The sequence below is a fragment of the Streptomyces sp. NPDC005963 genome (assembly GCF_040638655.1).
In the GTDB taxonomy this organism is placed as follows: domain Bacteria; phylum Actinomycetota; class Actinomycetes; order Streptomycetales; family Streptomycetaceae; genus Streptomyces.
Window position 1 is genome coordinate 350,824 of sequence record NZ_JBEXVD010000002.1, and the last position, 26,631, is coordinate 377,454.

Below are 26,631 nucleotides of genomic sequence, written 5' to 3' on the forward strand. Positions count from 1 at the left end.
CGGTGACCGACAGCAGGCGTCTAGTACCAGCGGTTGGCCTGCCAGAACGACCAGGCGCCGCAAGGGCTGTCGTACCGCTCGTTCATGTACTTCAGACCCCACTTGATCTGGGTCGCGGGGTTGGTCCGCCAGTCGGCGCCGGCCGAGGACATCTTCGAGCCGGGCAGCGCCTGGACGAGTCCGTACGCCCCGGAGGACGGGTTCTGCGCCAGGTAGTTCCAGGTGGACTCTTTTTGAACGATGTTGCTGAAGCACTGGAACTGATCGCCCGGAATCATCTGCCGGGCCATCGCCTTGACTTCGGCGACGCTGTACGAGCTCTTGGCGGTGAAGCTGGAGGCGTCGCGCACGGAGTCCCGGCTGGCGCGCTCGGCGGCCTTGGCCTTCTCCTTGGCCTTGGCCTCGGCTTCCTTCTTCGCCTTGGTGTCCGCGGCGTCCTTCTTGGACTTCGCGAGCTGGGCCGCCTGGATGCGGGCGGATTCCTCGGCGGACTTGCGCGCCGACGCCTCGGCGGCTGCCGCCTGGGCATCGGCCTGCTCTGTCAGCGAGGAGACCTGGACCTGGGCCTGCTGACCCATGGGTATTTCAGCGAGGAGGGTCGTGTCGGCAGCCGCCGCCTCGAAGTTGTCACTTGAGGACTGGGGGTCGCCCGAGGCCACGCCCACGACTGCTCCGACGGTGGTGACCGCAGTGGCAGACGCCACCGCGAACCCCCGGACCGAGATCCGGCTCACACGGTTTCCTTCCAGCATCGCCTTAGGTGACCCCACGGGCGAATCGTGCCCCTGACGCTGGCCTCCACTGTCTTGGGTCACAGGAGGCGCGGGCCCGTGGTCAACTCCCAGCGGGAGAGCCGGTGAAACTTGCGGGCGGCACACGACGGCAGTTCTTGAGTTGTGTGTTGCTCGCACCACGAGTGGTGCAGGTGTCGTATGCGGGGCCTGACGGAAGCAAGACTCTGCCCCAACGTCACGCCGCAAGGCAATTATTCGTTACGTGGGATAGCTCACACGCCGTTTGGTGTGGAACCTTCCTGGAAACAACAGCACAGCACAGCGCCGCCCCGCTACGCTGCTGCGCTTGCGGGGCGGCGCGAAGAGGTTCAATCCTCCTAGATCTGGCCTTCCTCCAGCATTTCGGTCACCAGGGCGGCGATCTGCGAACGCTCGGAGCGGGTGAGCGTGACATGGGCGAAGAGCGGATGCCCCTTCAGTTTCTCGACCACGGCGACGACTCCGTCGTACCGACCGACCCTGAGGTTGTCCCGCTGGGCCACGTCGTGGGTGAGCACGACCCGCGAGTTCGCCCCGATCCGGGACAGCACCGTGAGCAGGACGTTCCGCTCCAGTGACTGCGCCTCGTCGACGATGACGAACGCGTCGTGGAGCGAACGGCCGCGGATGTGCGTCAGCGGCAGGACCTCCAACATGCCGCGCCCCAGGACCTCCTCGATGACCTCACGACCGGCGACGGCCGAAAGGGTGTCGAAGACGGCCTGCGCCCAGGGGCTCATCTTCTCGGCCTCGGTCCCGGGCAGATAGCCCAGTTCCTGCCCGCCCACCGCGTACAACGGACGGAAGACCATCACCTTCTGGTGCTGCTGCCGTTCCAGGACCGCTTCCAGACCTGCGCAGAGCGCGAGCGCCGACTTGCCCGTACCGGCACGGCCGCCGAGCGAGACGATGCCGACGTCGGGGTCGAGCAGCAGATCGAGGGCGATGCGCTGTTCGGCGCTGCGGCCGTGGATGCCGAACGCCTCCCGATCGCCCCGGACCAGCCGTACGTTCCCTTCGGCCGTGACCCGGCCGAGTGCCTTGCCCCGTTCGGACTGGAGCACCAGTCCGGTGTGCACGGGCAACTCGGCGACCTCGGGGACGTAGAGGGTCTCCTCCGTGTAGAGCAGATCGACCTGGTCGGCGGAGAGGGACAGCTCCGACATCCCGGTCCAGCCGGAGTCGGTGATGGCCAACTCCGCGCGGTACTCCTCGGCGAGGAGACCGACCGAGGACGCTTTGATCCGCAGGGGTAGGTCCTTGGAGACGACCGTGACGTCATACCCCTCAGCCTGGAGGTTCCTCGCCACCGCCAGGATCCTTGAGTCGTTGTCACCGAGCCGGAAGCCGGCCGGGAGGACCCCTGGATCGGAGTGGTTGAGCTCGACCCGGATCGTGCCGCCGAGGTCGCCCAGGGGAATGGGGGCGTCGAGGCGTCCGAACCGGATGCGGAAGTCGTCCAGCAGGCGCAGTGCCTGCCGGGCGAAGTACCCCAGTTCTGGATGGTGCCTCTTGGCCTCCAACTCCGTGATGACCACGATCGGGAGCACCACTTCGTGCTCTTCGAAACGGGTCGGGGCGCTGGGATCGGCCAGCAGGACGCTGGTGTCGAGAACGTAAGTGCGCCTATCGGGCATCCGGCGCTTTGTGCTGTTCACCACGGAAGGACGTACCCCCTCGGATGAGGTCGGCGGTGCGACGCCGTCGCGGGCCTTGGTGTCTGCCGCCGGAGGACAGCAGACAGATCTCCCCGCCCGGGGCGGGGAAGGGGCCGGGTCTTCGGCCACGATGCACGGGCCGAGCACCGGCCCCTGTCCAGGTCCGCACGAGGAGTGCGATCCATCGAGTGCAAAGGGCCTCCCGGGTGAGCGGTCACGGCCACTCACTGAGATACGACGTTCGTGGATCGGACGTCGACCTGCAAGGGGTATTCCCTCGAACACGTGTGACCATGCCCGATGTGCCACGACACCTGGATGAACGCGGGGTTATCGGCTCTGGTGGGCGCAACGGTCCGAGTGGGTCGAACGCACCGCGTCACCGGGCCCGGGTGCCACGGGGAGGCCGTGCCCACAAGGGGCGCCCGGGCGGTCGATGAGAGCGATCGGGGTGGCGGTCGCCGTCAGTGACGACGGGGGACACGGTGTTCGGACACCGAGGGGAGCAGGGCCGTGTCCAGCCGTACAGACGGGCCGTACATACGAGGTCGGACGAATGAGCCGGACGAACGGGGCCGGGATGCGCGCCTGCGCGGCGGTTCTTGTGACAGCAGTCCGCCCGACCGGGCGTCGGAAGGTGCCGTCCCCGGGCCGACCGGGACGTCAGCTGCCGTAGCGGCGGTGTCGGGCCGCGTAGTCACGCAGCGCACGCAGGAAGTCCACCTTGCGGAAGGCGGGCCAGAAGACTTCGCAGAAGTAGTACTCGGAGTGGGCGCTCTGCCAGAGCATGAAGCCCGACAGCCGCTGTTCTCCGCTGGTGCGGATCACGAGGTCCGGGTCGGGCTGACCGCGCGTGTACAGGTGTTCGGAGATGTGTTCGACGTCGACGGTCTCGGCGAGTTCCTCGACGCTGGTGCCCTTCTCGGCGTGTTCCAGCAGCAGGGAGCGGACCGCGTCCGCGATCTCTTGGCGGCCCCCGTACCCGACGGCGACGTTGACGAGTATCCCGCCCCGGATGCCCAGCGTCGCCTGTTCGGCCTCCTTCAGCACCGACTGGGTGCGGGCGGGGAGCAGATCGAGGGTTCCGACGTGGTGCACCCGCCAGCGACCGTCCGCGGCCAGGGCCCGTACGGCGTCCTCGATGATCCCGAGGAGGGGAATGAGTTGGTCGTCCGGCCGGTCGAGGTTGTCCGTGGAGAGCATCCAGAGCGTGACGACCTCGACGTCGGTCTCCGCGCACCAGCCCAGCAGCTCTTGGATCTTGCTGGCGCCCGCCTTGTGACCCGATTCGGGGGTGTTGCCGGACGCCTTGGCCCAGCGGCGGTTGCCGTCGAGGATGACTCCGATGTGCTTGGGCACCTGGGTATGGTCCAGTCGGCCTTCCACCCGGCGTGCGTAGAGCCTGTACACCAGGTCACGCAAGTTCACAGAGTTCACCTCTCGGTTCTGGCGGGCGCATCAGCCCTGGGTGCCGGGGGTCGGGGGGTCCGCTGCCGGGGCCCGTTGCGTTGAACGGCTCGATGACCGGTCCCGGCCACCGCCATGCGGCAATTCGCCCGCGCCGTGCGGCATCCCCTGAAGCGGCCACATTACTGCGCATGGGGCACAGCGGCCCAACCCGGTCTGTCACAAGTCCGTGATAAGCAGACAGGTGTGACTGATTCCTCCGCGGTTCCTTCCCCGTCCCTCTATCTCGCCTCCACCGACCGCTACGACTCCATGGAGTACAGGCGCAGTGGTCGCTCGGGGCTCAAGCTGCCCGCGATCTCCCTGGGGCTCTGGCACAACTTCGGTGACGATCGGACCCTCGATTCCCAGCGCGCCATCCTGCGTCGCGCCTTCGACCTGGGAGTGACGCACTTCGACCTCGCGAACAACTACGGCCCGCCGCCGGGTTCCGCCGAGCTGAACTTCGGCAAGATCTTCGCCCGGGACTTCGCCCCGTACCGCGACGAGCTCATCATCTCCACCAAGGCGGGCTACCTGATGCACCCCGGACCCTACGGGGAATGGGGCTCCCGGAAGTACCTTCTGTCCTCGCTCGACGCGTCGCTGCGCCGAATGGGTCTGGAGTATGTGGACGTCTTCTATTCGCACCGCTTCGATCCGGACACCCCGCTGGAAGAGACCATGGGGGCGCTGGCCTCCGCCGTCCGCCAGGGCAAGGCCCTGTACGCGGGGGTCTCCTCCTACAACGCCGAGCAGACGGCCGAGGCAGCACGGCTGCTCCGGGAGATGGGGGTGCCCGCGCTGATCCACCAGCCGTCGTACTCCATGATCAACCGCTGGATCGAGGACGACGGACTCCTCGGCACCCTGGAGGCGGAGGGCATGGGCTGCATCTCCTTCGTCCCCCTCGCCCAGGGACTGCTCACGGGGAAGTACCTCAAGGGCATTCCCGAGGGCTCACGGGCGACCCAGGGCAAGTCACTGGATCCCGGGCTGCTCTCGGACGAGGTGGTGCGACGGCTGAACGGGTTGAACGACATCGCTGCGCGCCGGGGGCAGAGCCTGGCTCAGTTGGCGTTGGCCTGGGTCCTGCGGGACGCACGGATGACGTCGGCGCTGATCGGCGCGTCGAGCGTTTCGCAGCTTGAGGAGAACGTGGGCGCGCTGGCCGGGGAGCCGCTGACCGATGCCGAGCTGGTCGAGATCGACACCTTCGCCGTGGACACCCACGGCACGAACATCTGGGCCGACCGGGGCTGAGGAGTCCGGGCCCGCCCGTGCGACAGCGGTCCGGGGGCTCTCTTCGATGGCCCTCGGCCGCCTCGTCGAGATGCGGCGCGGACAGCGCCCGCTGATCTGCGGGGGCGGGGTTCCGACCCGGGCCGGAACATAAACCGGGCCGGTCCGTGGGGGGGATACGGACCGGCCCGAGGGGGGGCTTCCACCATAACGCTTCGCAGGTCGTGCTGCTCGCCACCGCCGCGCCGATGGCCTTGACCAGGTTTCGGGTCGAAGGGGCACGTCCGTTCCCCGAGGTTGTGGAACGGGCGGGGAACCCGGTTGCGGGGTGCTCACGGGGTGCCGTCGCCACGATTCCGTCGCTCTCCGTGGCGCTCGGTCGCTCTCGGGACGACTCCTCGTCGACGGTCGTACGCGATCCGGCCCCCGGCCACCCGCCCGGTCGCGGCCCGGCGGCCTGGTGGCTAACCCGCATGGGTGACCCGGGGAAGGGGCGTCGCATTGACCGGGCGATGCCGTGGCACGGACCTCGTCGATGAGGCTCATGCACCGGGGGTCCCGGGCGACGCTCAGCCCCGACTGTGCGCCGGCTCAGACCGCGCACTCCTTGGTCTTGCGCTCGATGATCTCCTGCATATAGGTCTCGCCCCAGGCCCCCAGGGGCTCCAGCGCCCTGTTGAGCGCCTCTCCCAACTCGGTCAGGGAGTACTCCACCCGCGGCGGCACCTCGCGGTACACCTCACGATGGACGATCCCGTCCGCCTCCAGCTCACGGAGTTGCTGGATAAGCACCTTCTCGCTGACCGCGACCAGCTCGCGCCGCAGCTCGCCGAAGCGGTGGGTGCGCTCGTGCAGGGCCCACAGGATGAGGGGCTTCCACTTTCCGCCGACGACATCGACCGCGGCGTCGAGGCCGCACTGGTAGACGGGCTTGGCCTTGGGCACGGCAACTCCTCGGATGTCCCTGACACTTACCGTCCGGGCAGTACACCATTTCTCGATGAGTGAGGGCGCAAACGAGGTCAGGAACTGACCTAATCCAACCCTAGGCTCGGGCCATGACGACACGCACCGTGACCTGGACGCAGTCCAATGCCCGCACCCTCGCGCGCCAGGGACTGGACGAGCCCTTGACGGTCACCCCGGCCGCGATCACCTCGGCGATGCTGGCCGCCCAGGCGCAGGTACTGAGCGCCGCCGAGCTCTCGGTGGCCCTGCGGCTCGGGGGCGGGGTGACGCGCACCGCCGTGTCCGATGCACTGTGGACCGAAGGCTCCCTGGTGAAGACCTACGGCCCCCGCGGCACGATCCACCTGTTGGCCAGGGACGACCTCCCCATGTGGACCGGTGCGCTGACGTCGATCCCGGACAGCGCGCTCCGGATGCCCGAAGCCGTCGGCCTGACCGCGGCCCGGACCGAGCAGATCATCGCCGCCATCGCCGACGCCTTGACGGACGTCCACCTGACCACCGACGAACTCACCGAAGCGATCGTGACCCGTACCGGCCCCTGGGCGGGCGACCTGGTGATGGAGGCGTTCCAGGGCAAGTGGCCGCGCTGGCGGCAGGTGACCCATCTCGCCGCGCACCGGGGCGTCCTCGCCTTCGCGCCGAACAAGGGGCGCCGCGTCGCCTATACCAACCCCCTGACCACGCCCATGGAGCAGCGCGAGGCGCTCGGTCGGCTGGTCGTGCGGTATCTCGGTGCCTACGGACCGGCCACCTCCGGTCACTTCGCCCGGTGGCTGGCCGCGCCGCAGGGGTGGGCCAGGCAGACGTTCGCGTCCCTGGCGGGTGAGGGACGCATCGAGCCGGTGCGGTACGAGGGCGATACCGCCTGGGTGGCGGCCGGCGACGGCGAGTTCCCCGAGGGCGGACCGAGGGGCGTCCGGCTGCTGCCGTACTTCGATGCGTACGCCATCGCCTCGCAGCCGCGGGACCTGCTCTTTCCCGGGCCGGCACGGGAGCGGGCGCTGGCAGGCGGCCAGGCGGGGAACTATCCGGTCGTCCTCGTCGACGGAACGGTGGCGGGCGTGTGGCACCTCAAGCGGTCCCGGAAGCGGATCGCGGTGACGGTCGAACCGATCGGGGCCGCCCTGGACCGGACGGCTACCCGGGCGGAGTTGTCGGCGCAGGTGGAGCGGGTTGCGCAGGTGCTGGAGTCACGGGCGACGCTGACGGTCGGCACGGTGCTGGTGGGGCCGCACGCATAGTCAACGGGAGCGTCGCAGCAGGGTGATGCCGTCCCGTTCGGCGACGAGCCGGTAGCCGTGGGCCTTCCGGGCGGCGGCGAGTTCCACGGCCTGCTGCTCGGGCGGGTAGGGCCAGTGTCCCGTGTGGTAGGGCCATGCCTCGGGCGCCCTGGCGTCATGGATGATCCATTCGGCCGTGGGGGGAGGCAGCTTGCCCTTGTCGTACTCGTACAGCCGGGCGTCGACCGGGAAGGTGGGGAAGAGCACCACGTCACAGCGCGAGGTGAGTTGGGGCACCAGTCGGTTGGAGGCTGCGACCGATGCGCCGTTCGGGATCTCGGCCAGCAACTCACGGGCGCCTTCGATGTGTGCGGTGGTCCGCCAGGTGGCGCGCTGGGCGAGTTGGGCGAGCGGGAAGGACGGCAGCATGACGACGGTCACCGCGAGGACGGTGGCGAGCGAGGCCCGGACATGGCGGGCTCCGAGCGGATGGCCGCTGCCGCGCCACCTCCGCAGGGAGTCGATCAACCCGGCACAGACGATCGGCATCAGAACGGCGCTGTAGTGGAAGGACGTGCCCCAGTGGAAGCCGTTCTGCGACAGCATCCGCCACGCCAGGGTGGGCACGGCGAGCAGGGCGAGGGGGGAGCGCAGGGCGAGCAGGGCCGACGGGGCGAAGACGAGGATCAGGGTCATGGCCTTGATGTCCGGCCGCAGTGCGTCGAGCGGTGCGAAGGCGATGGTGGCCAGCCATGAGGTGTGGAGGTCGGCGCCCAGGTTGTCGCCGTGCGCATAGCCGCCCGCGGGGTTGAAGGCGGGCAGGAGGTAGGTGATCTCGATCAGCGATGCCCCGGCGCCGACCGCCGCGGTGACCAGACCGAGCCGGCGCGGCCCCTGGTAGGCGATGAGGCAGCCGAGCGCGGCCAGGGTCAGCCCCAAGTCCTCCTTGATCAGTACGAGGGGTGCCGCCCAGGCGACGGCGGCACGCCAGCGTTGTTGTCCCACGGCGGCGAGGGCGTAGGAGAGCAGGGGGACGGCGAGCGCCACCTCGTGGAAGTCGAAGGCGGCGGCGGATGCGATGCCCCAGCTCAGCCCGTAGGCCAGGGCGATGACATGGGCGGATCTCCGCCCGAGTGCGCGGGCGGCCCAGCCCACCAGCGGTACGGCGGCGACCGCGAGGAGCGCGGACTGGACGAACAGCAGACAGAGCGGCGAGGGCCAGATGCGGTAGAGCGGTGCGAGGACGGCGAGCGCGGGGTGGAAGTGGTCGCCGAGGAGGTTGAAGCCCTCGCCGCGCAGCGGGACGATCGGGGGGCGGAGTCGGGCGTAGGCACGAACGGCCTGTTCGAAGATGCCGAGGTCGTACCCGGTGGTGCGCATCAGCAGATGGCGGCGGACGGCGACGGTGGCGTAGAGGGCGAACAGGACGGCCGCCCAACTCCAGGGCAGCGATGCCCGGCGGCCGGTGCGGAGGCTCGTCGGACGGGGCGCCGTGGTGTGGGCCGGTTGGTGCGGGGTGCGGGCCCGGGTGGGGGTGACGACCTTCAGTAGTTCCTCACGCCACACCAGTGAATTGTCCAAGAACGTCCGCATACATCCGGATGCTAGACGGGGGCGAACGGTCGACCGCACACCTCCATGGGGGCGTGTCACCGCCGTCAGTGGGCGACGGTGAACGCTCCCCACAGCACTCCGGAGAGTGCGCCGAGGATCATGAAGGGGCCGAACGGGATCGCGCTCTTGCGGTGGGCGCGCCCGAGGGCGATCAGTCCGAATCCGTACAGCGAACCGAACAGGAAGCCTGCGAACGCCCCCGTGATCAGCACGCCCCAGCCGTACCAGCCGAGGACTGCTCCCAGCGAGAGCGCGAGTTTGACGTCACCGAACCCCATGCCGCCGGGGTGGATCACGAACAGCAGACAGTAGAAGGCACCCAGGGTCAGTCCGCCGAGGAGTGCGGTGTGCCAAGAGCCCCCGGCCGACGGCAGGACGGCGGCGAGACCGAGCAGGGCGACCGCGGCGGCGGCCAGCGGAAGGGTGAGGTGGTCGGGCAGTCGGTGAACGCGGGCGTCGACGACGGCGAGCAAGGTGGCGAAGGGCGTGAGCACCAGCCAGACGGCCAGTTCGGGGCGGCCACCGGTGGCGACCGCGAGGGCCGCACAGACCCCGGCCGTCAACAGGGGGACGACACCGGGCGTGATCCGGGCGCGAGGGCTGCCCTCCGCCGCGTACGCCCGTACCAGGGGCTGCGGCTCCGACGGCGTCCCGTTCACCGTGCCGGACCGGCCGTCGAGTTGCATCGTGCCGTGCGGCCCGTCCCCCCGGTCCTGCGGTACGGGACCGGTCAGCGCTGTCGAACAGGCGGAGCACCGCGGCGCGCCCAGCCAGCCGCCGAGAGGTCCGCGCAACCGGTGCCCGGAGGGGCAGTCGTCGCGCCAAGGGTCCGTCGCCGGGACGGCCAGCCGGTACGCGGCCCGGGGTATGAGGAGTCCAGTGGCGAGGCCCCACAGGACGGCGGCGGCGATGAGCGTGGCGTACACGGCTCAGAGACTATTTGCTCGGGTGAGCGCGGTCATGGGCCTTCGCCGATCCGGTTCGGGGCGGCTCCATGGGCCCGGGACCTGGGCCCTGTCGGCCGTTGGGCCGCGCCGGAACTGATGCGTGCACCGCCCACGGGCTCGATACGGTCCCTTCGTTGGGTCACCGCACGGGAAGCCGGACGACGATCGGGAGCCTGACACCGGCCCGGGCGGGCTACGGTCTCGACCATGCGACGAGGACACCAATGGCAGGACGGCAAGGGCGTGTTGTGGGTACCGGGCAACGACGCCCTGCCCCTGGAGATCGCGGCGAGCCGGGCCACCCGGCGTCGCGGACTCCTCGGGCGGGCGGGTGTCGACGGGGCCCTGCTGATCACCCGATGCAGCGGCGTGCACACCTTCCAGATGCAGTTCACCATCGACGTGGCCTATCTCGACCGGAATCTGACGGTGGTGGAGGTGCACACGCTGAAACCGGGACGGCTGGGCCGACCGCGGTTTCGGGCTCGCCATGTGTTGGAGGCCCAGGGCGGGGCGATGGCGGGGTGGGGAGTGCGACGGGGCGTTCAGTTGGAGGTCGACGGCTGAAGGCAGCCTGCCACCCGGCAGTCGGGGGTCGACGGCTGGAGGCAAGAACGGTCGCCCGGGAGCGGCAGCGCTCCCGGAGGGCCCGGACGCTGCCCACCGAGCGATCAGTGGGACATCGGCTTGAACGGCGTACGCGCGGTGATGCGTCTGCGACGACTGCGGCGGCTCAACACCGCCCATACGACGAGCCATAGGACCAGGAGCGTCCCCATCACCAGCCCCACGACCCCCACGATCAACAGTGCTTCCGCACGATCGTCATCATCGTCGAGGAAGGCGTTCTGCTGGGCCGCCGCCCGTTCGAGTTCGGAGATACCGAAACCCGCCTTCGTGGCATCGCCCTCGTACTCGGGCCCGTCCTGCGGCTCACCCGAGATCCCCACGCGTAACGTCACCGGCAGCGGGCCGGAGATGCGTTGGTCCAGTGATATCCGCAGGTAGTACCAGCCGGAGAAGCGCATGGCGCTCCTGTCGTCCTGGTCGGATATCCGATTGGCGAAAGCAGCGGGTGCGGTGCTCAACGACAAGGTCGTGGGGGTGCCCCGGTAATCGCCACCGACGTCTTCGACGAAGCCGCGGGCGGTGTTGAAGACGGTCATGCGCACGCCCGCCGCCACCGATGAGGCGTCGGATTCCGCGTCCCCGAACTCACCGTCGAGAAAGAGCTGCTGCCCCCAGTCGATCGGCACCCGGTAGAAGCGGCTCTCGCCGGGAGCGAGTCGATCGCGCCACACCCCGTGTCCTACCGGGGTCGCGTCGTAGAAGCCGGACCCGCCGCTCGCGCCCTTCGCCGTGCCCTTCACCCGTTGGGGCAGCCGCGTGCTCCAGGATGCGGGCGCGGACGGCATCACGGACCCGGCCTTCAAACCGGGCTCCGTCATGTACTTCAACTCGACGGGCCACCGGTTCGCCTGGGACGCGCCCGCAGAACCGATCCACTCCACCGAGTACACGTAGTCCCCCGCGGCCTGGCACTCCCGGCCCTCGCCGATGCGGCGGGTGGAGTAGTCGGCGACGGGCAGCGGGGTCGTACCGCCGAAGGTGATGTCGTTGCTGACGCTGCACTGCGCGCCCTCGGTCGAGCGCAAGGAGACCTTGATGCCGTCGGTGGCGCTGACGGTGCCGTTGGACGGTGGCGCGAGGACGGCCGAAACGTACGCGTTGGACGTGCCGTCGAGCGCAACGCGGTAGTACTTGCGCTCGCCGCCGGAGATGGTGTCGACGTACGTGCCGGGCGTGAGCCGGGGTGCGTCTGCCGAAGCCGAAGAGGCACCCTTCACCGGCTGCGCATCGGGAGCCGTCTCGTACGAGCTCAGCCAGTCCGGGGTGGCCGCGGCGGCGGTAGGGGGCGTCTGGACAAGGGCGAGTATCAGCCCACAGGCGATCCCCGCTCCCGTGGTCCTGACCCCTGCCGTCGTGCCGCCCCGTCCCATTGCATGCTCCTCAGCCCATCAGTCGATCAGCTCACGCGTCGACAGCCGGCCCGCAGCGTACTGCGGGTCCCACCTGCCGCGTATAGCTGGCCTCTCATACGACTGACGGGATCTCGCGTACTCAACCGGCCCCGCCCGTGGGGAAGGAGACCTCGACACGGCGGTTCTTCCTGCGCCCTTCCTCACTGGAATTGTCCGCGATCGGATAGTCCTCGCTGTAGCCGCGGACCTCATAGGTGATGCCGGCGTCGTTGAGTTGCTGACTGAGCACTCCGTGGACGGCGTCGGCGCGCTTCTTCGACAGCACCTTGCCGTGTTCGTAGGTGCCGAGGTCATCGGTGAAGCCGAAGACGCGCAGGCGAGTGGCCTTGTGTCGACGGACCTCCGCCACGATCGAGGAGATCCGCCCGCCCGCCTGGGAGGTGAGCTTCGCACTGTCCTTGCCGAACAGGACCTCCGCCTGGAGGGCGAACTTCAGCGAGACGGGGGTCTCTTCGCGGCGCTCCTCACCCCCCTCGGTCTCCACGATGGAGACGATGTCCAGCACACGCGACGAGGCGAGCGTGGCCCCTTCGCGCATCTTGAGGCCGGGGCTGCCGCCGTCGATCACGGGCGCCGCGGAGGTGGGTGCACTGCCGGGCGGCTCGCTGGGGTCGTCCTCGGCCGCGGCACCGGAGGCGCCACCGAGCTGGAGCCCGGTGAACAGCAGCACGACGGCGAGGGGCACCGCCACCACGGAACGGGGGTCTCTCCGCCTCCGGGCGGCCTCCGCCCCCATCAGGAGAGCTCGATCGTCGCGGTGGGCATCAGCGGAATCTGGATCTCGGCCGTCTCGGTCTCTCCGGGCGGCGCGGGGAACTGGGCGAAGAAGTCCACGCTCTGGCCGGCCGTGAACATGCTGAGGCCCGTGGTGGTCAGCGGATATCCATCAGTGTCGCGCAGGACGTAATAGCGCTTCTTGGCCTTCTTGTCGACCAGGGTCATGCCCGCCAACGAAGGACCGGTCCTGGTGACTTCGTTCTCCGTGCCGTTCCACTGGACCGGAGTCGTCAGACCCTTGCCGCTGGTGTTCTTGAGCACGCCGGACACCGTGAGGAAACCGCCCTGGTCCCGTACGGCGCTGTTGATGGTGAACTGGAATCCATTGCTTCCGTTGATCGTCGCCAGGACCTTGGCGGACTCCGGCGTGTCTCCCCCGTCGCCCTGGTCCGGCTGCTGCGGCTGCTCCGGGGCGCCCGCGGTGGACGACGAGGACTTGGCGTTCTTCTTGTCCGAACCGTCGTCACCGCCGCCGCAGGCCGTCAGGGAGAGCGACAGTGCCGCGGCCAGCACGGCCCCGGCCGCCCTGCGGTGCTTCGCTCTATGCCGAATGCTCATCAGTGCTGTTCCTTTGCGTTCGGTCGCGGTCAGTCCTCGGCCAACCGGACGGTGAAGAGTTCGGACATGTCGGGAAGGGGGTCCGGACTGTCGGGGTCGAGCGTGAACTCCTTGCCACCGTCGCACTCGAGCACGCCCGTCAGGATCGGTTCGTCCGAAGGAGAGGGGCTCGGTTCTGCTTCCTCGCCCTCGCCGCCGTCCGTCGGGGGCTCCTCGTCAGGAGGCTCGAAGGTGCACCGCGGCAGCACGACGGCGGTCGCGGTGGCCTTGGCCGTCTCGTTCTCGGTGCCGGGCAGGATCGTGTCGCCGACCGGCTCCTGTGTCCTGACGGTCACGGTGTAGCCCCAGCGATCACCGCCGAGGGCCTGGCAGCTGCCCGGGACGACCACGGTCCCGTTGAGTTGGGCATAGTTGTGCGCCGCGGGGCAACCGTCGCCGGTGTCACCGAACAGCTCACCGTCGAAGAGCTTCTCAAGGAAGTCGAAATCGGTCAGCCGGTCCGCGAGTTCGACGCCGAACTGATCGCGGGAGTCCATGGCCGCAGCGAGGGCCGCCGCGTCGGCGCCGGACTGGGCGCCGTTGCGCGTGGCACCCGCCTGCCCGACCGCGAAGAACGCGAGTGCCAGGGCCAGGATGCCGACCACCACGGCCACGTAGAGCGGGGCGGCCTGCCCCGCGTCACCGTCGCGGGGTGACGGGGCATCGGCTACTCGCCGCCTCCGCCTCCACCCAGGATCTTCGCCACCTGGTTCTTCAGACCGTTGGCGATGTCGCCGGCCACGCCCGACCCCACCAGGGCCGCGATGATCGCCGCCACCAGCACGATCACCCCGACGTACTCGACGGAGTCCTGGCCGGCGTCGCGGCGCTTGCGCATCGACTCGGTGACTGCTGCCGTCCGGGCCGAAATGAACAGACGGGCCTTGACCGCGGCCTTCAGCGTCACGTTCTGCATGGTGTTCCCCTCCGGCGCCGACGGCCCGATCACCGGCCGGCTCATACGACTCCATGGCACCGCCCGCCCTATCGCTACTCTCCGTATCGACATAGACGGCAGCGTGAGAAATGTACGCCGGGAGTGCTCTGTCGTGAATGGGTCCGAGGGCCCAACTCCGGGCCCAATGGCGGATTCGACGTCTTTGGCTAAACCTGCCGGTGGTGTCCGTGTCCCTGTTCACCGTGGACCGGCCTCCCTCCGGACGACACCGCGCCATACGTCGATGGCCTCGCCCCTACCTTGGGCGTTCAGCTTGGCGAAGATGCGGTTGATGTGATTCTTGACCGTCTTCATGCTGATGAAGCAGGAGGCGGCGATCTGTTGATTCGACAGTCCGGATGCGATCAACTCCATCACCTCCACCTCCCGACGACTCAACTCGCCCAGCACGCCCTGCGGTCGGCCCGTCACCGGACCACCCGAACACGAATGTCCCACATTCGCTTGCTTAAGCGAAGACAGTTGCGAAAGTTTTCCCTCGACAGGGCCATACTGCCGCTGAGCCAACCCGGCATGAGCTGCTCGGTATTGCAGATGCATACGCGATCCCGCACCGGAGAGCAGTGATTCCAATTGCGAAGGCTCGGTTCGGTTGAAGGAAGGGGACGATGCGCCGAGCCCATCCGGAAGCGGTCCCCTGATCCGATCGGCCAGCTGATCTCCACGGATACCCGCCAGCAGCGCACCGGAAGCGGAAGGGGAGAACACGGCCCGCCCCGCGGTGATGTCGTGGATGGCCGATACCAGTTGCTCCACGGTGAACTCCCCGTGGACGAGATAGCCACCCGCCCCCCGCCGGAGGGCCTCGTGCACGATCCGGCTCTCGCTGCTGTACGTCATCATCAGGACCGGAGCGAGCCCCACCAGATGAGGGAGGACGGAGATACCGTCCACCCCAGGCATCCGGACGTCCAACAGCACCAGATCCGGTCGATGGCTGACGACCGCCTCGTACGCCTGGGCACCGTCCGCCGCTTCGGCGACGACCGTCAGACCCTCCTGCCCCCGCAACAGGGCGGCAAGACCGGCCCGTACGACCGGGTTGTCGTCGGCGATCACGATGCGTACGGCAGTGGACGGCGGGTGGGACGTGCCCGATACCGCTCCCTCCATCTGCCCAGCGGGCTCAGCGCACTCGGCATCCTTGATGTGCGGGACGCACGCGGTGTACGGAATGTGCTCGGTGTACGGAATGTACTCGTCGGACATGGCCGGGGCCTCCTCTCAGTGGACGACGGGGGACGGAAAGGGCCCGGGCGACGATGGAGACTGCTCGGCCGGGAGGGGGAGTTCGAGGCGGACCTCCGTGCCCCGGGTCGCCTCGCCCTTCCCTATGCGGATGCGCGCGCCAATCGCAGCCGCCCGCTCCACCATGCCGACCAGCCCGAAGTGCCCCTTCCTGCGCAGTTCCGCCAGGGAGGTACCGGCGGGCAGCCCCGTACCGTCGTCGTAGACGCTGATGCGCAGGACGCCGTGTACGACCCCCGCCGACACCTCCAGTCGTGCCGGGTTGCCGTGGCGGCGGGCGTTCTCCAATGCCTCCGAGACGATGGTCAGCACCTGGCGGGCCACCGTCGGCGGCAGACGGACCACCGTGGGCCGGCCAAGGGGGCGAAACTCCCATCGCACGGCGCTGCGCCGGCCGAAGTCAGCCGCCCGTGTCCGCAACTCGGCCAGGACGTCCACCGAGTCGCCGTTGTATCCGTCGTCCACTCCGGAGGAGCGGCGCAGATCAGCCAGGATCTCCCGGGACTCCGCCGCTGCCCGGCGGGCCGAGCGGGCCACCAGTTCGGCCTCGCTGCGCACGGTGTCCGGGTCCGAGCGGGCGGCGGAGCGGGCGAGGCCGTCCGCCGCGAGGGCCAGCCCGTGGAGGGTCTTGGTCACCGAGTCGTGCATCTCGCGGGCCAGTCGGGCGCGTTCCTGCTCGACCGCCCCGCTGGCCGCGAGTCGGGCCCGCGCCTCGGTGAGTGCCTGGCTGGCCGTTCCGAAGCCGAGTACCAGTTTGCGCAGGGTGGTCCCGAGCACCCCCGCCAAGGCGCAGAGCCCGGGCAGGAACAGTGCGGTGAAGCGGGCCTCGGTGCCGTCGTTGAGCGCGTAGGCGCCGGCGACGATCAGGGACTGGAGCACGGCGAAGACGACGGCACCGCGCAACCCGGAGATCAGTCCGGCCAGCAGGGGCGTGCAGATGGTGACGTACGCGAGGGGCGAGTCGGGCGAAGCGGTGACCAGCAGGAGCGCCCCGAACGCCATATCCGCGGCGAGGAGCCAGGGGTGTCGCAGCAGAACGGGGCCGAAGCGCTCCCAGTCCCGGAGCAGGGCGTACGAGGTCATAAAGGTGACCAGGACGGCCGCGCCGATCAGCCAACTCGTGGGGCCGGACGCCGTGCCCGCGAGGGCGAAGGGGGCGGCCAGCGCGATCATCGCGAGTCGAAAGCCGAAGACCTGGCGGCACAGCGCTTGGAGGGCGTTGACCTGGAGCGGCAGTGAGGGGGCCGGAGCGTGGGGATCGCCTAACAGGATCCTGCGTACGCGGGCCAGACCACCGGCCGCGGGGGGCGGGGCGATCGGGGGCGTGGTGCGGCCCGTGGGGACCAGGGCGCCGCCTCCCGTGGGGAGCGGGGGTCCTGCGGCACCGCCCGCGCGGGGCAGTGCCTTGGCTACGAGTGCTCGGCGGGCCGAGGGCATCGTCTGTCACCTCCTGTCTGTGACGGTCCGTACCTGTTCTGGCTGCTCATGGCTGTCCGGGAAGCGAGGATCAGCCGCCCAGCACTTCGGCGAGGTCCACGCCGGAGCCGTAGTAGAAGCTCACGACGATGAGGATCATGGTTGCCGGGAGCATGATCAGGGTGACGACGAGAGTGGATTTGGGGACGGCCCGAGCGGCGTTGCGCCGGGCGTTCTGGGCGTCCGTGCGGCGCATGTCGGTCGCGATCTGGATCAGCGTGTCGACGATCGGCGCGCCCAGTTCCTCGCCCTGCTGGAGGGCGGTGACGAACTTCGACACCTGGTCGGAGTCATTGCGCTTCCTCAGTTGGTCGAAGGCGTCACGGCGGCTGACGCCCATGTCCATCTGCCGCAGTGTGATGCGCAGTTCATCGGCCCAGGGGCCTTGGTACTTCTCCGCGACGCGCTCCAGGGCCTGCCGGAAGCCGAGTCCGGCGGAGACCACGACGGCGAGGACGTCGAGGAAGTCGGGCAGCGTGCGTTCGATGTCGGCCCGGCGGCGGCGGATGGCGGCCTTGATGATGACGTCGGTCCAGAACATCCCGTACACGAAGAGCAGGATCGCGAGGACGAACTGGCCGCGCGCCAGCATCGAGAGGGCTGCCAGGACGCCCAGGAATCCGTAGACGGCACGGCGGGCCGCATAGCGGTCGACGGTCATGCCGCCCGGGTTTCCGGCCATGTCCAGCCGGCGGCGCAGGGCGTCGACCCGGGTGGGGCCCATGGTCCGCAGGATCGCCGGGGCGTACCGGATGCCGAGCCGGTCGATGACCGAGCCGACCGCGGTGGTGCGGGTGGCGCCGACTTCCAGGGCGAGTTGGAGGTCGCCGGGGAGTTTGGCGTCGGCGCGGTACATCCGTACGCCGTGGAAGACCCCGTACACCGAGAGGGCGAACAGCAGAGCGAGCAGCAGTCCCATGGTTCGTCCCCCTCAGACCTGGATCCGCGAGACGCGGCGGATCAGGAAGGCGCCCAGTACGTAGAGGCCGAAGGCGACCAGGGTGGCCGCCTGGCCTGTGACCGAGCCCGTCATCTTGTCGAGCGCGCCCGGTGTCATGGTGTTGATCATCAGCAGGAAGCCCAGCCCCAGAAGGGGTACGGCGATGGCGGTGACCTTGATCTGGGAGAGCATGGTGGTGACCTCGCGACGGGTCTCCTTGCGCTCTTCCAGGGACTCGGTCAGGTTTCTCAGGGAGGTGACGACCTGGCCGCCGGCTCGGTTGGCCAGGATCAGGGTGGTGACGAGGACCATCAGTTCGCGGGACGGGAGCCGGTCGGCGAGTTCCCCGAGGGCGTCGTCGAGGCTCTTTCCCACCGCGAGTTGATCGGCGACGATGCCCAGTTCATGGCCCGCGGGCTGATCGAGTTCTTCGGCGGCCATGGCGAGGGCGGTGCGCAGGGCGAGTCCCGCCTGGGTGGCGTTGGCGAGCACGCGGGTGAACTCGGGCAGTTGGCCGATGAACGCCTCGGTGCGTTTGGTGCGCTGCCAGTTGAGGAAGGCATTGGCGCCCCAGACGCTGGCGACGGCGGCGATGAGTCCGAAGAAGGGGGCCAGGATCGCGCCGACGACGAAGTAGAGGGCCAGTACGACGGCGATCACGTACACCAGGTACTCGCCGGCCGTCAGGTCCAGCCCGGTCGCGGCGATCTTGCGTTCGATGCGACGGCCGAGGCCGGTGTTCCGCATCCGTCGGTCGATGCCGCCGAAGCGCCGTTTGCGACCCGGCCGGCCGAGGGCGCCGCCGGTCTGCGCCATGCGTTCGACCAGTGCGTGCTGTTGGGCCCGGCCCGAGGAATAGGCGTGTACGCCGATGACTCCGAGCACACCGGCGAGTAGGGCCACTCCGGTCGTCAGTAGCGGGAGGTTGTCCATGTCGGGCGGGGCCTTTTCGGTGGGCTGGCGGTGGGCGGGGGCTCGGTTCGGCCGACGGTGCGGGGGCGCGGGTCGTACGGAGGGTGCCGGTTCAGGGGCCGGTCATAGGACGGTCCTCCGTACGGCGAGCTGGTCGTCCCGGTCGGCGACGCCGAAGACCGGGGGGAGCGCCTCGTTCTTCATGTAGAGGCGTTCGGCGATCCTCCGGGGCACCGGGTAGTAGCCGAACTCACCGTGGATCCGTCCGTCGGCGGCCATGGGGCGGGCGTGGAAGCGGCAGACGGAGACGATGCGGTACTCCTCGCGCCCGTGGGAGTCGACGACGGCGATCTCGGTGACGCGTCGGGAGCCGTCCGCGTGCCGGGTGAGTTGGACGATGACGTCCACGGCGCTATTGATCTGGTCCTTGATCGCCGCGAAGGGGATCTCCACCTCGGCCATGGACGCCAGGGTCTGGAGCCGCATCAGCGCGTCCTCCGCGCTGTTGGCGTGGACGGTGGCGAGCGAGCCGTCGTGACCGGTGGACATGGCCTGGAGCATGTCGAGGGTCTCGCCGCCGCGGACCTCACCGACGATGATGCGGTCGGGGCGCATACGCAGGGAGTTGCGGACGAGGTCGCGGATGGTGATCCGGCCCTTGCCCTCCACGTTCGGGGGCCTGCTCTCCAGGGTGATCACATGGGGTTGCTGGAGCTGGAGTTCGGCCGAGTCCTCGATGGTGACGATGCGCTCGCCCTCGGGGATGAGGCCGGAGAGGGAGTTGAGGAGGGTCGTCTTGCCGGTGCCGGTGGCTCCGGAGACGATCACGTTGAACTTGGCGCGGACCAGTCCGGCGAGCAGCAAAGTCATCTGCTCGTCCAGGGAGCCGATGGCGATCATCTCTTGGAGGGTGAAGGCGCGCGGGAAGCGGCGGATGGTGAGGATGGGGCCGCTGAGGGAGAGGGGCGGGATGATGACGTTGACGCGCTCGCCCGAGGGGAGGCGGGCGTCGACCATGGGGTTGGCCTCGTCGACCCGTCGGTTCACGGTGGAGACGATCCGCTCGATGGTCTGCATCAGCTGTTCGTTGGAGGAGAAGCGCAGCGGCAGCATCTCCAACCGTCCGGCGCGCTCGACATAGACCTGATCATGGCCGTTGACCATGATTTCGCTGATGGAGGCGTCTTCGAGGAGCGGTTCGAGGATGCCAAGGCCCAGTGCTTCGTCGACGACGCGTCGGATGAGCTGGGAGCGCTCGACGGTGGAGAGGACGGGACCCTCTCGGCTGATGATGTGGCCGAGGACCCGCTCCAGCCGTACTCGCCGGTCGGCGGCGGCGAGCGCGGACATCTCGGCGAGGTCGATCTCCTCCAGGAGCTTGGCCCGGTAGACGCCGACGAGTCGGTTCTCCTCCCCGTGGCCGTTGACCGGCTCGGGACTGTTGATGCGTGCCCGCAGACTCATCTCGCCATCTCCCCAACTCCCCCGTTTCGTGCCGTGTTTCCCGGTGCTGCCCGGCGTTTCGCCGGTGTGGTGCTCGTGGGTTCGGACACTCCTTCAGTCGCAGGGCATGGTGACGCTCCGACGTGCGCTGCCGAAGTCGAAGATCGGCAGCACTTGGGGGATGTCGATCGTCACCGAGACGGTGATCTGGTCACCACACGATCCGGACTGCGTCTTCGGGGTGAGCCATGAGCTGACCGCTGCGTCCGCTGCGAGGCCGGCTCGGCCGTCCCCGTCGGGCAGGGTGGCGGCGCGGGCTCCGGCCCGGGCCGCGGTGCCCGCCTGCTGGGCGGCGTAGGCGGCGACGCCGAGTTGGATCGCGGCGAGCGCGACGAACAGCAGCAGGGCGATCACCCCCGCGTACTCGACGGCGGCCTGTCCACGCTCCCTGTGTCGCTGTCGGATCACGGCGCGTCCTCCCGGGGGGCTGCGGCTTCGCCGCGCACGGTGACCGAGAAGCTCACTCCCGGGAAGAGCAGGGGTACGTCGAGGGCCACGGTGGCCCGGTAGTGCTCCCCACTCTCACCGCAACTGAAGCCGGGGCCCTGCCAGGCCGCCGGGAGATGGGCCTGTCCCGCCGCCTGGCAGGCGCCGTCCCCGCCGACGACCCCGGCGCGGACGGCTTCGTCCGCCGCGTTCCCCGCGAGGGCGAAGGTGTAGCCGGTCAGGGCCGCCTGCCACATCAGGACGATGGTGATCAGGATGATGGGGATGGTGCCGGTGAACTCGACGGCGGCCTGGCCCCGATCGTCCCCGAGGCGCTGGCGAAGGGTCCGCGCGGGAGCATCGCTGACGCAGTTGCCGTCAGCCCTATCAGCCCTGTCGGCCCCCGCTATTCTCCCGGTCCGCTCGACGCGGCAGGGCGCCAGGGCTCGTCGAAAGCGCGACCCGCCCGCCGTCGGGTGCCGCCCCGGCACCGGCGCCCCGTCCCCCGTCATCGTGAACGTGTCCTTCGCAACCCGATCGAGCCCCGATCGCCGCGGAACTTGCCCTGGCGCTGCTCCGCCTCCGCCACGGTGACCAGCGACAGTTCGGCCGCCAGTTGCCACAGCGCCTGCTTGACCGCGGACTTGGCCTCCAGGTCCTGCATCCGGCCGGCGTCGACGACGGGCTGGAGCTCCTTGAAGCCCGCGGGGACCGTCGTCCGGGCGATGCGGGTACCGGTGATCCGCTCGATCAGCGGCGGTTGGATCTCGGTGGACCTGCTGTGGCGGTTGACCACCGCCACCGTCTCCTCGGCCTTGCGGATCTGGAGCCGGTCCCAGAGCCTGACCATGCGTTTGGCCGCGCGTACGGCGATCACGTCGGGGGTGGTCACCAGCAGCGTCGTATCGGCCATTTCGATGGCGGCGGCATTGGCACTGTTCATCTGCGTACCGCAGTCGACGACGACCACGTCGTAACGGTGGCGCAGGGCGCTGACGACCTGGCGCACGGCCCTGTCGTCCACCTCCTCGCCGCGTTCGCCGTCGGTGGGGGCGAGCAGCAGCCCCAGCCCGGTGTGATGGGCAAACACGGCGTCCTGGAGCACACGGGGCGAGATGTCCTGGATGCCGGCGAGATCGACGATGGAGCGCCGGAACTGGACGTCGAGGTAGGAGGCGATGTCGCCGGCCTGGAGGTCGAGGTCGGCGAGCGCCACGGACCGACCGGACGCCTGGGCGGCCAGGGCGAGCTGGACCGCGGTCACGGTGGCGCCCACCCCGCCCTTGGCGCCGCTGACGGTGACGACCGTGCCGCCGGGTCCGGTGAACACCTCCGCCCCGTGCCCGAGGTGCCGCCGCACACCGGTGGACCAGCCCGCAGCCGCCTGCACCCGCTGGGCCAGTTCCTCGTACGAGAGGGGGAACCCGATCAGTCCGCGGGCGCCGGAGTCCATGGCCGCCGAGTACAGGCCCGGGCTGGCGTCGACCGTGACCAGGATGACCCCCACGGCGGGGAAGCGCAGCGCCACCTCCCGGATCAGCTCCAGTGCGGGCACGGGTCCGATCCGCTCGTGGACCAGGACGACCTCGGGCAGTTCGTCGATCGACTCGGCCGCGAGCCGGGCCAGCAGATCGAGCAGCGAAGTCGAATCGGATACCGGATTCGCTGGTTCCGTCTCCGGTAGCTGGCTGAGCAGGGTGGTGATGGACCGGGCCGCGTCGAGATCACCGACGGCCGGGAGGATGCGTATGGTCATACAGCCCTCACCTGTTCTTGTCTTCGCCGAGGGTGTACGTGCTGTCCCCGGGGCGCAAGGTGGCCGGGCTGCCCTTGGCAAGGAGGGCGAGCCGCACGTTCTCGGCGAAGGACTCCGCGTACGCCAGGCGCTGGGCGTCCGTGGTGTTGAGCGCGAAGGTGATGGGCACGGCCTCGCGTGCGGTGCTGCGACGGTCGCCTTCCTTGCGCTCCAGCGGGGTCAGTCTGCCGACGTCGATGACCTTGGCGTTGGGGACGATGATCCGGGACTGGTCCGGATCGCCCTTCTCCTTGCCGGCGAAGGTCGCGAAGATATTGACCAGATCACCGGGGGTGATCTTGCCCGCGACACCGGTGGCCGCGTCGATCATGATGGCGATCTCCTGCTCGCCCGCCGCCAGTTCGGGCCGCTTGACGATCATGTCTTCCTGGAGCAGGGAGCCCTTGCGCAGCTGGGTGACCGCGATCTTTCCGCGCAGCACGGACAGTTCGGAGACGGCACTCGTCGGCAACCAACGCTTTGGTATCCGCACCTTGGTGAACTGAGCGGGCTGCAGAGCCGTATAGGGAGACACATCCGTCTTCAGCTCGTACGCCGTGGCCTCTGGACCGACTTTGGAATTCACGTTGTTGATCACTGAGATCACGCCGGCGAACGCGGCGAGGGCGCACAGCACCGAAAGGAGCAGAAGGAGAACGCCACGGCGTTGGCGTGAATTCATTGGTTGGACGACCTCGTTCGCAGATCATGGGCTGACGGAGCGGACAGAGTGGGACGTACGGCTGGAAGGGGGTTGCGCGCCGCGGTGGGGCGGATGCGCGGCCCCTTGCGATGCACAACGGTGGGTATGGATCGCGGACCCGCCGTACGTCCCGCCGTCGGCGGTCGCAGCCCTATGGGTGGACACCCGGGGTGGGTGTGCCGCTCTGGCGAGATGCGACGGGCGGGTCGGACGGTTCTGACGGGCCGGACGGTTCTGACGGGTCTTCGGCCGTGGTGGGAGAGCCGCTGGCCCCTGCGCACCGAGCCGTATGGGACGGCCGCACCGGGTGGGAGCGGCTCGGCCGGGGCAGGGGCGAACCCGCCGTCACCCGACTCACGAACCGCGGTGCGCGACTGTTCCATGGTTCAGTACCCGGGAATCCCGGCCCTGTCCTTCGGCCGCAGCGAGCAACGCCGAACAGAAGCCGCAGCGATCACCGATGATGTCAATTCCGCACCAGGTGCACACCTCTCTCCTTACGGACGAGACCAGTTGGTAGAGGATGGAGATGTCCGGCAGGAAGGCCGCGAATTCAATGAGCTTGCCGGTGCCCCACCAACCGGGCGAATCCGCCGGCAAGTCGTTCTCCTCCAAACTCTGCGTGCGCCACTGCGGGATCAGCGTCTCGCTGATCCATTCAGACTGCAACTGTCCTTTGGCGACGACCAACCGGGTGGCGAAGTCGGGCCCGGAGAGCTGCCCCGTCCCGATCCTGATCAATTCCGGGCGAGGATTGGCCAGTACCCCGAACTGCGAGCCGGGAACCCAGGACTTCGCATGGGACTTCAGACTGACCGGCACCCGGTCCAGCCTGGCCACCGAGTTCAACTGGGCGCCCGCGTAGATGTAGTGCGACAGCAGTCGGGCGGCGGAGGCGACGATTCCCGCCCCGAAGTCGCAGATCGACAACTGCCGCAACTGGCGCACGAGGACGCCGATCGCGAGCGGCGGGAGGTCGAGCTTCAGCAGGGCGATGCGATTGGTCTCCAGCACGGACCGCACGGTGTGCAGCCGCCGTTCATGGGCGAGGCCGATCGTCGACGGATAGAGCGCGATCACCGATCCGTGCTGCTCCAGCAGTACGGTCATGTCCGCGAGGGCGGCGTCGAGCGACTGGTCCTGCGGCGCGGCGAGGAGAGCCGCCGTGGGCGTGTGCTGGTCCATCGCCGGTAGCACCAGATCTGCGCTGGTGACAGCTATTGCGGTCGGCACGCTGGTTCCCCGTTCGGCTCCGGCCGCCGGGGGTCCCGTGACCGCAGATACGCACTCGCTGCTCCTGCCTCAGCACTTTATCTGCGACTTTGACGGCAGAGAACACCTTCTTGAACTCACAGCCCCAGCCCGTGCACGCTCCGCACACGCCAAAGGGGTCGAAAAGCTGACGATCCACCATCCTGCCCCATCAGACCCGTCAGGGGGTCTACGCTCCGCTGTGGCCGAAAAGCGATGACCACGTCGTAGGACGAATCAGCGTCAGAGGACTTGACAAGCCTATTGGTCTGGACCAGCTTTACGGGCAACAACGGTGGCCACCGTACGTACCTCTTTTCTTCCTCCATCCCCCCAACTCCCCCACCTGGAGGCAGCAAGTGGAACCCATCACGCGCAAAAAGAGATGGCTTGGCGGTGTGCTGGCGCTCGCCGTCGGCGCCGGCGTGGCCATCGTGGGCACCACGGGAACCGCACAGGCAGCCGACGTCAACGTCGCCAAGAACGCCGGCTTTGAGTCAGGACTGTCCAACTGGACCTGCTCCGGAGCCTCCGGCGCCAACGTCTCGACGCCCGTCCGCACGGGGGCATCCGCCCTCAAGGCGACACCGGCCGGACACGACAACGCCAAGTGCACCCAGACCGTCACGGTGAAGCCCAACTCGACCTATGCGCTGAGCGCCTGGGTCCAGGGCGGACACACCTATCTGGGCGCCAGCGGCACCGGCACCACCGATGTGTCGACGTGGAGCCCCGGCTCCACCGGCTGGACCCAGTTGAACACCACGTTCCGTACGGGCGCGAGCACCACGTCCGTCACCGTGTACACGCACGGCTGGTACGGCACTCCCGCCTACCAGGTCGACGACGTGAACGTGTACGGCCCGGACGGCGGTGGCGGCACCGAGGAGCCCGTGGTTCCCCCCACGCCCACCGGGCTCGCGACCGGCGCCGTGACCCCCTCGTCCGTGGCGCTGAACTGGACCGCGTCCGCCGGCGCCACCGGCTACAACGTCTACCGCGACGGCACCAAGGTCCAGTCCGCAACCGGCACGTCGGCCACGGTGACCGGCCTCACCCAGGACACGCTTTACCAGTTCCAGGTGACCGCCACCAACGGCGCCGGCGAGTCCGGCCGCACCGCGAACGTCGCGGGTCGCACCTCCAAGGGATCAGTGGAGCCCAACCCGAACGTGCCCAAGCACGCGGTGACCGGCTACTGGCAGAACTTCAACAACGGCGCGACCGTACAGAAGCTGCGCGACGTGCAGTCGGAGTACGACATCATCGCCGTGGCCTTCGCGGACGCCACCACGACCCCGGGCGAGATCGTCTTCAACCTGAGCCCGGCCGTCGGCTACGCCTCGACCGCCGACTTCAAGGCGGACATCGCCGCGAAGAAGGCCGCGGGCAAGTCCGTGATCATCTCCGTCGGCGGTGAGATCGGCAACGTCACCATCAACAGCGACGCCTCGGCGACCGCGTTCGCCAACAGCACCTACGCGCTGATGCAGGAGTACGGCTTCAACGGGGTCGACATCGACCTCGAACACGGCATCAACTCCACGTATCTGACGAAGGCGCTGCGGCAGCTCTCCGCCAAGGCGGGCCCGGGCATGGTCCTGACCATGGCCCCGCAGACGCTGGACATGCAGTCCACCGCCTCCGAGTACTTCAAGCTGGCGCTGAACGTGAAGGACATCCTCACCGTCGTCAACACCCAGTACTACAACAGCGGAGCGATGCTCGGCTGTGACGGCAAGGTGTACTCGCAGGGCTCGGTGGACTTCCTCACCGGTCTGGCCTGCATCATGCTGGAAGGCGGCCTCGACGCCTCCCAGGTCGGCCTCGGCACCCCGGCCTCCACCCGCGGTGCGGGCAGCGGCTACGTCAGCCCGACCATCGTGAAGAACGCGCTGGACTGCCTGGCCCGCGGCACCAACTGCGGCACCTTCAAGCCGGCCAAGACCTACCCGGGCCTGCGCGGTGCGATGACCTGGTCCACCAACTGGGACGCCACCGCCGGGAACGCCTGGTCGAGCGTGGTCGGCCCGCACGTCCACGGACTGCCGTAGCCAGAAGCGGCGGAACCTGTCGTACGTACCGTCCAACCCCACGCCCAGGTCGTACGACGTAAGCAGCAGCGTCACCG

24 protein-coding genes and 1 pseudogene are annotated in these 26,631 nt (G+C 69.0%); 4 read left to right on the forward strand and 21 right to left on the reverse strand.

Annotation, left to right across the window (positions count from 1 at the left end; translation table 11 throughout):
- Positions 1–20: 20 nt before the first annotated feature.
- The 3 genes from ABZ348_RS04760 to ABZ348_RS04770 all read right to left on the reverse strand — a co-directional run bounded on the left by ABZ348_RS04760 (position 21) and on the right by ABZ348_RS04770 (position 3,859).
- Positions 21–752: a transglycosylase SLT domain-containing protein gene (locus ABZ348_RS04760; RefSeq protein WP_358929821.1), complete on the reverse strand. Its 732-nt coding sequence runs from the start codon at positions 750–752 to the stop codon at positions 21–23.
- Between the two features lie 359 nt (positions 753–1,111).
- The gene (locus ABZ348_RS04765; protein WP_358929333.1) at positions 1,112–2,434 is read right to left on the reverse strand and encodes a PhoH family protein; all 1,323 of its coding nucleotides are present in this window, start codon (positions 2,432–2,434) and stop codon (positions 1,112–1,114) included.
- A gap of 660 nt (positions 2,435–3,094) precedes the next feature.
- Positions 3,095–3,859, reverse strand: coding sequence for an isoprenyl transferase (locus ABZ348_RS04770; RefSeq protein ID WP_358929335.1), 765 nt, complete (start codon positions 3,857–3,859; stop codon positions 3,095–3,097).
- Between the two features lie 225 nt (positions 3,860–4,084).
- Between ABZ348_RS04770 and mgrA the strand changes: the two genes are divergently transcribed.
- Positions 4,085–5,140 (forward strand): L-glyceraldehyde 3-phosphate reductase, encoded by a 1,056-nt coding sequence (mgrA, locus tag ABZ348_RS04775; RefSeq protein ID WP_358929337.1) that lies wholly within the window; start codon positions 4,085–4,087, stop codon positions 5,138–5,140.
- A gap of 570 nt (positions 5,141–5,710) precedes the next feature.
- Here mgrA and ABZ348_RS04780 read toward each other — a convergent pair.
- The gene (locus ABZ348_RS04780) at positions 5,711–6,064 is read right to left on the reverse strand and encodes a helix-turn-helix domain-containing protein (RefSeq protein ID WP_358929338.1); all 354 of its coding nucleotides are present in this window, start codon (positions 6,062–6,064) and stop codon (positions 5,711–5,713) included.
- Positions 6,065–6,177: 113 nt separating this feature from the next.
- Here ABZ348_RS04780 and ABZ348_RS04785 point away from each other — a divergent pair, with 113 nt between their 5' ends.
- Positions 6,178–7,332: a winged helix DNA-binding domain-containing protein gene (locus tag ABZ348_RS04785; RefSeq protein WP_358929340.1), complete on the forward strand. Its 1,155-nt coding sequence runs from the start codon at positions 6,178–6,180 to the stop codon at positions 7,330–7,332.
- On the opposite strand, the gene ABZ348_RS04790 is transcribed toward ABZ348_RS04785, so the two are convergent.
- Positions 7,333–8,904, reverse strand: a complete 1,572-nt coding sequence (locus ABZ348_RS04790; protein ID WP_358929342.1) for a DUF2079 domain-containing protein — start codon at positions 8,902–8,904, stop codon at positions 7,333–7,335.
- A 65-nt stretch (positions 8,905–8,969) separates the two neighbouring features.
- Positions 8,970–9,851 (reverse strand): A24 family peptidase, encoded by an 882-nt coding sequence (locus tag ABZ348_RS04795; protein ID WP_358929344.1) that lies wholly within the window; start codon positions 9,849–9,851, stop codon positions 8,970–8,972.
- 228 nt (positions 9,852–10,079) lie between these two features.
- Between ABZ348_RS04795 and ABZ348_RS04800 the strand changes: the two genes are divergently transcribed.
- Positions 10,080–10,439 (forward strand): DUF192 domain-containing protein, encoded by a 360-nt coding sequence (locus ABZ348_RS04800; RefSeq protein ID WP_358929346.1) that lies wholly within the window; start codon positions 10,080–10,082, stop codon positions 10,437–10,439.
- 104 nt (positions 10,440–10,543) lie between these two features.
- Here the strand turns inward: ABZ348_RS04800 and ABZ348_RS04805 are convergent, their stop codons facing one another.
- The 15 genes and pseudogenes from ABZ348_RS04805 to ABZ348_RS04875 form a co-directional block, all read right to left on the reverse strand.
- On the reverse strand, positions 10,544–11,872 hold the full coding sequence (locus ABZ348_RS04805) for a hypothetical protein (protein ID WP_358929348.1): 1,329 nt from the start codon (positions 11,870–11,872) through the stop codon (positions 10,544–10,546).
- 121 nt (positions 11,873–11,993) lie between these two features.
- Positions 11,994–12,650 carry an OmpA family protein gene (locus ABZ348_RS04810; protein WP_358929350.1) on the reverse strand — a complete coding sequence of 219 codons (657 nt, stop codon included), beginning with the start codon at positions 12,648–12,650 and terminating at the stop codon, positions 11,994–11,996.
- Positions 12,650–13,249: a hypothetical protein gene (locus ABZ348_RS04815; RefSeq protein ID WP_358929352.1), complete on the reverse strand. Its 600-nt coding sequence runs from the start codon at positions 13,247–13,249 to the stop codon at positions 12,650–12,652. Before ABZ348_RS04815 ends, ABZ348_RS04810 begins: the two co-directional genes overlap by 1 nt.
- Before the next feature lie 29 nt (positions 13,250–13,278).
- A pseudogene (locus tag ABZ348_RS04820) lies at positions 13,279–13,911 on the reverse strand (pilus assembly protein TadG-related protein); the annotation flags it as partial.
- 44 nt (positions 13,912–13,955) lie between these two features.
- Complete coding sequence (locus ABZ348_RS04825) at positions 13,956–14,249, reverse strand: hypothetical protein (RefSeq protein WP_358929823.1); 294 nt, start codon at positions 14,247–14,249, stop codon at positions 13,956–13,958.
- 174 nt (positions 14,250–14,423) lie between these two features.
- Positions 14,424–15,455, reverse strand: a complete 1,032-nt coding sequence (locus ABZ348_RS04830) for a response regulator transcription factor (protein WP_358929354.1) — start codon at positions 15,453–15,455, stop codon at positions 14,424–14,426.
- 15 nt (positions 15,456–15,470) lie between these two features.
- Positions 15,471–16,931: a histidine kinase gene (locus ABZ348_RS04835; RefSeq protein WP_358929356.1), complete on the reverse strand. Its 1,461-nt coding sequence runs from the start codon at positions 16,929–16,931 to the stop codon at positions 15,471–15,473.
- Positions 16,932–17,001: 70 nt separating this feature from the next.
- A complete protein-coding gene (locus ABZ348_RS04840; protein ID WP_358929358.1) occupies positions 17,002–17,889 on the reverse strand; it encodes a DUF5936 domain-containing protein in 888 nt (295 codons plus the stop codon).
- A gap of 12 nt (positions 17,890–17,901) precedes the next feature.
- Positions 17,902–18,843: a type II secretion system F family protein gene (locus ABZ348_RS04845; protein ID WP_358929360.1), complete on the reverse strand. Its 942-nt coding sequence runs from the start codon at positions 18,841–18,843 to the stop codon at positions 17,902–17,904.
- Positions 18,844–18,945: 102 nt separating this feature from the next.
- Complete coding sequence (locus ABZ348_RS04850) at positions 18,946–20,286, reverse strand: CpaF family protein (protein ID WP_358929362.1); 1,341 nt, start codon at positions 20,284–20,286, stop codon at positions 18,946–18,948.
- Positions 20,287–20,379: 93 nt separating this feature from the next.
- Entirely contained in the window at positions 20,380–20,733 is a 354-nt protein-coding gene (locus tag ABZ348_RS04855) for a TadE/TadG family type IV pilus assembly protein (RefSeq protein ID WP_358929364.1), read from the reverse strand.
- A complete protein-coding gene (locus ABZ348_RS04860) occupies positions 20,730–21,263 on the reverse strand; it encodes a TadE family protein (protein WP_358929366.1) in 534 nt (177 codons plus the stop codon). Before ABZ348_RS04860 ends, ABZ348_RS04855 begins: the two co-directional genes overlap by 4 nt.
- Positions 21,260–22,507 (reverse strand): AAA family ATPase, encoded by a 1,248-nt coding sequence (locus ABZ348_RS04865; protein ID WP_358929368.1) that lies wholly within the window; start codon positions 22,505–22,507, stop codon positions 21,260–21,262. The genes ABZ348_RS04860 and ABZ348_RS04865 overlap by 4 nt, the downstream gene beginning before the upstream one ends.
- Before the next feature lie 7 nt (positions 22,508–22,514).
- A complete protein-coding gene (gene cpaB / locus ABZ348_RS04870) occupies positions 22,515–23,228 on the reverse strand; it encodes a Flp pilus assembly protein CpaB (protein ID WP_358929369.1) in 714 nt (237 codons plus the stop codon).
- Between the two features lie 375 nt (positions 23,229–23,603).
- Complete coding sequence (locus tag ABZ348_RS04875) at positions 23,604–24,434, reverse strand: hypothetical protein (RefSeq protein WP_358929824.1); 831 nt, start codon at positions 24,432–24,434, stop codon at positions 23,604–23,606.
- A 425-nt stretch (positions 24,435–24,859) separates the two neighbouring features.
- Between ABZ348_RS04875 and ABZ348_RS04880 the strand changes: the two genes are divergently transcribed.
- Positions 24,860–26,554 (forward strand): glycoside hydrolase family 18 protein, encoded by a 1,695-nt coding sequence (locus ABZ348_RS04880; RefSeq protein WP_358929371.1) that lies wholly within the window; start codon positions 24,860–24,862, stop codon positions 26,552–26,554.
- The last annotated feature ends 77 nt before the right edge of the window (positions 26,555–26,631 follow it).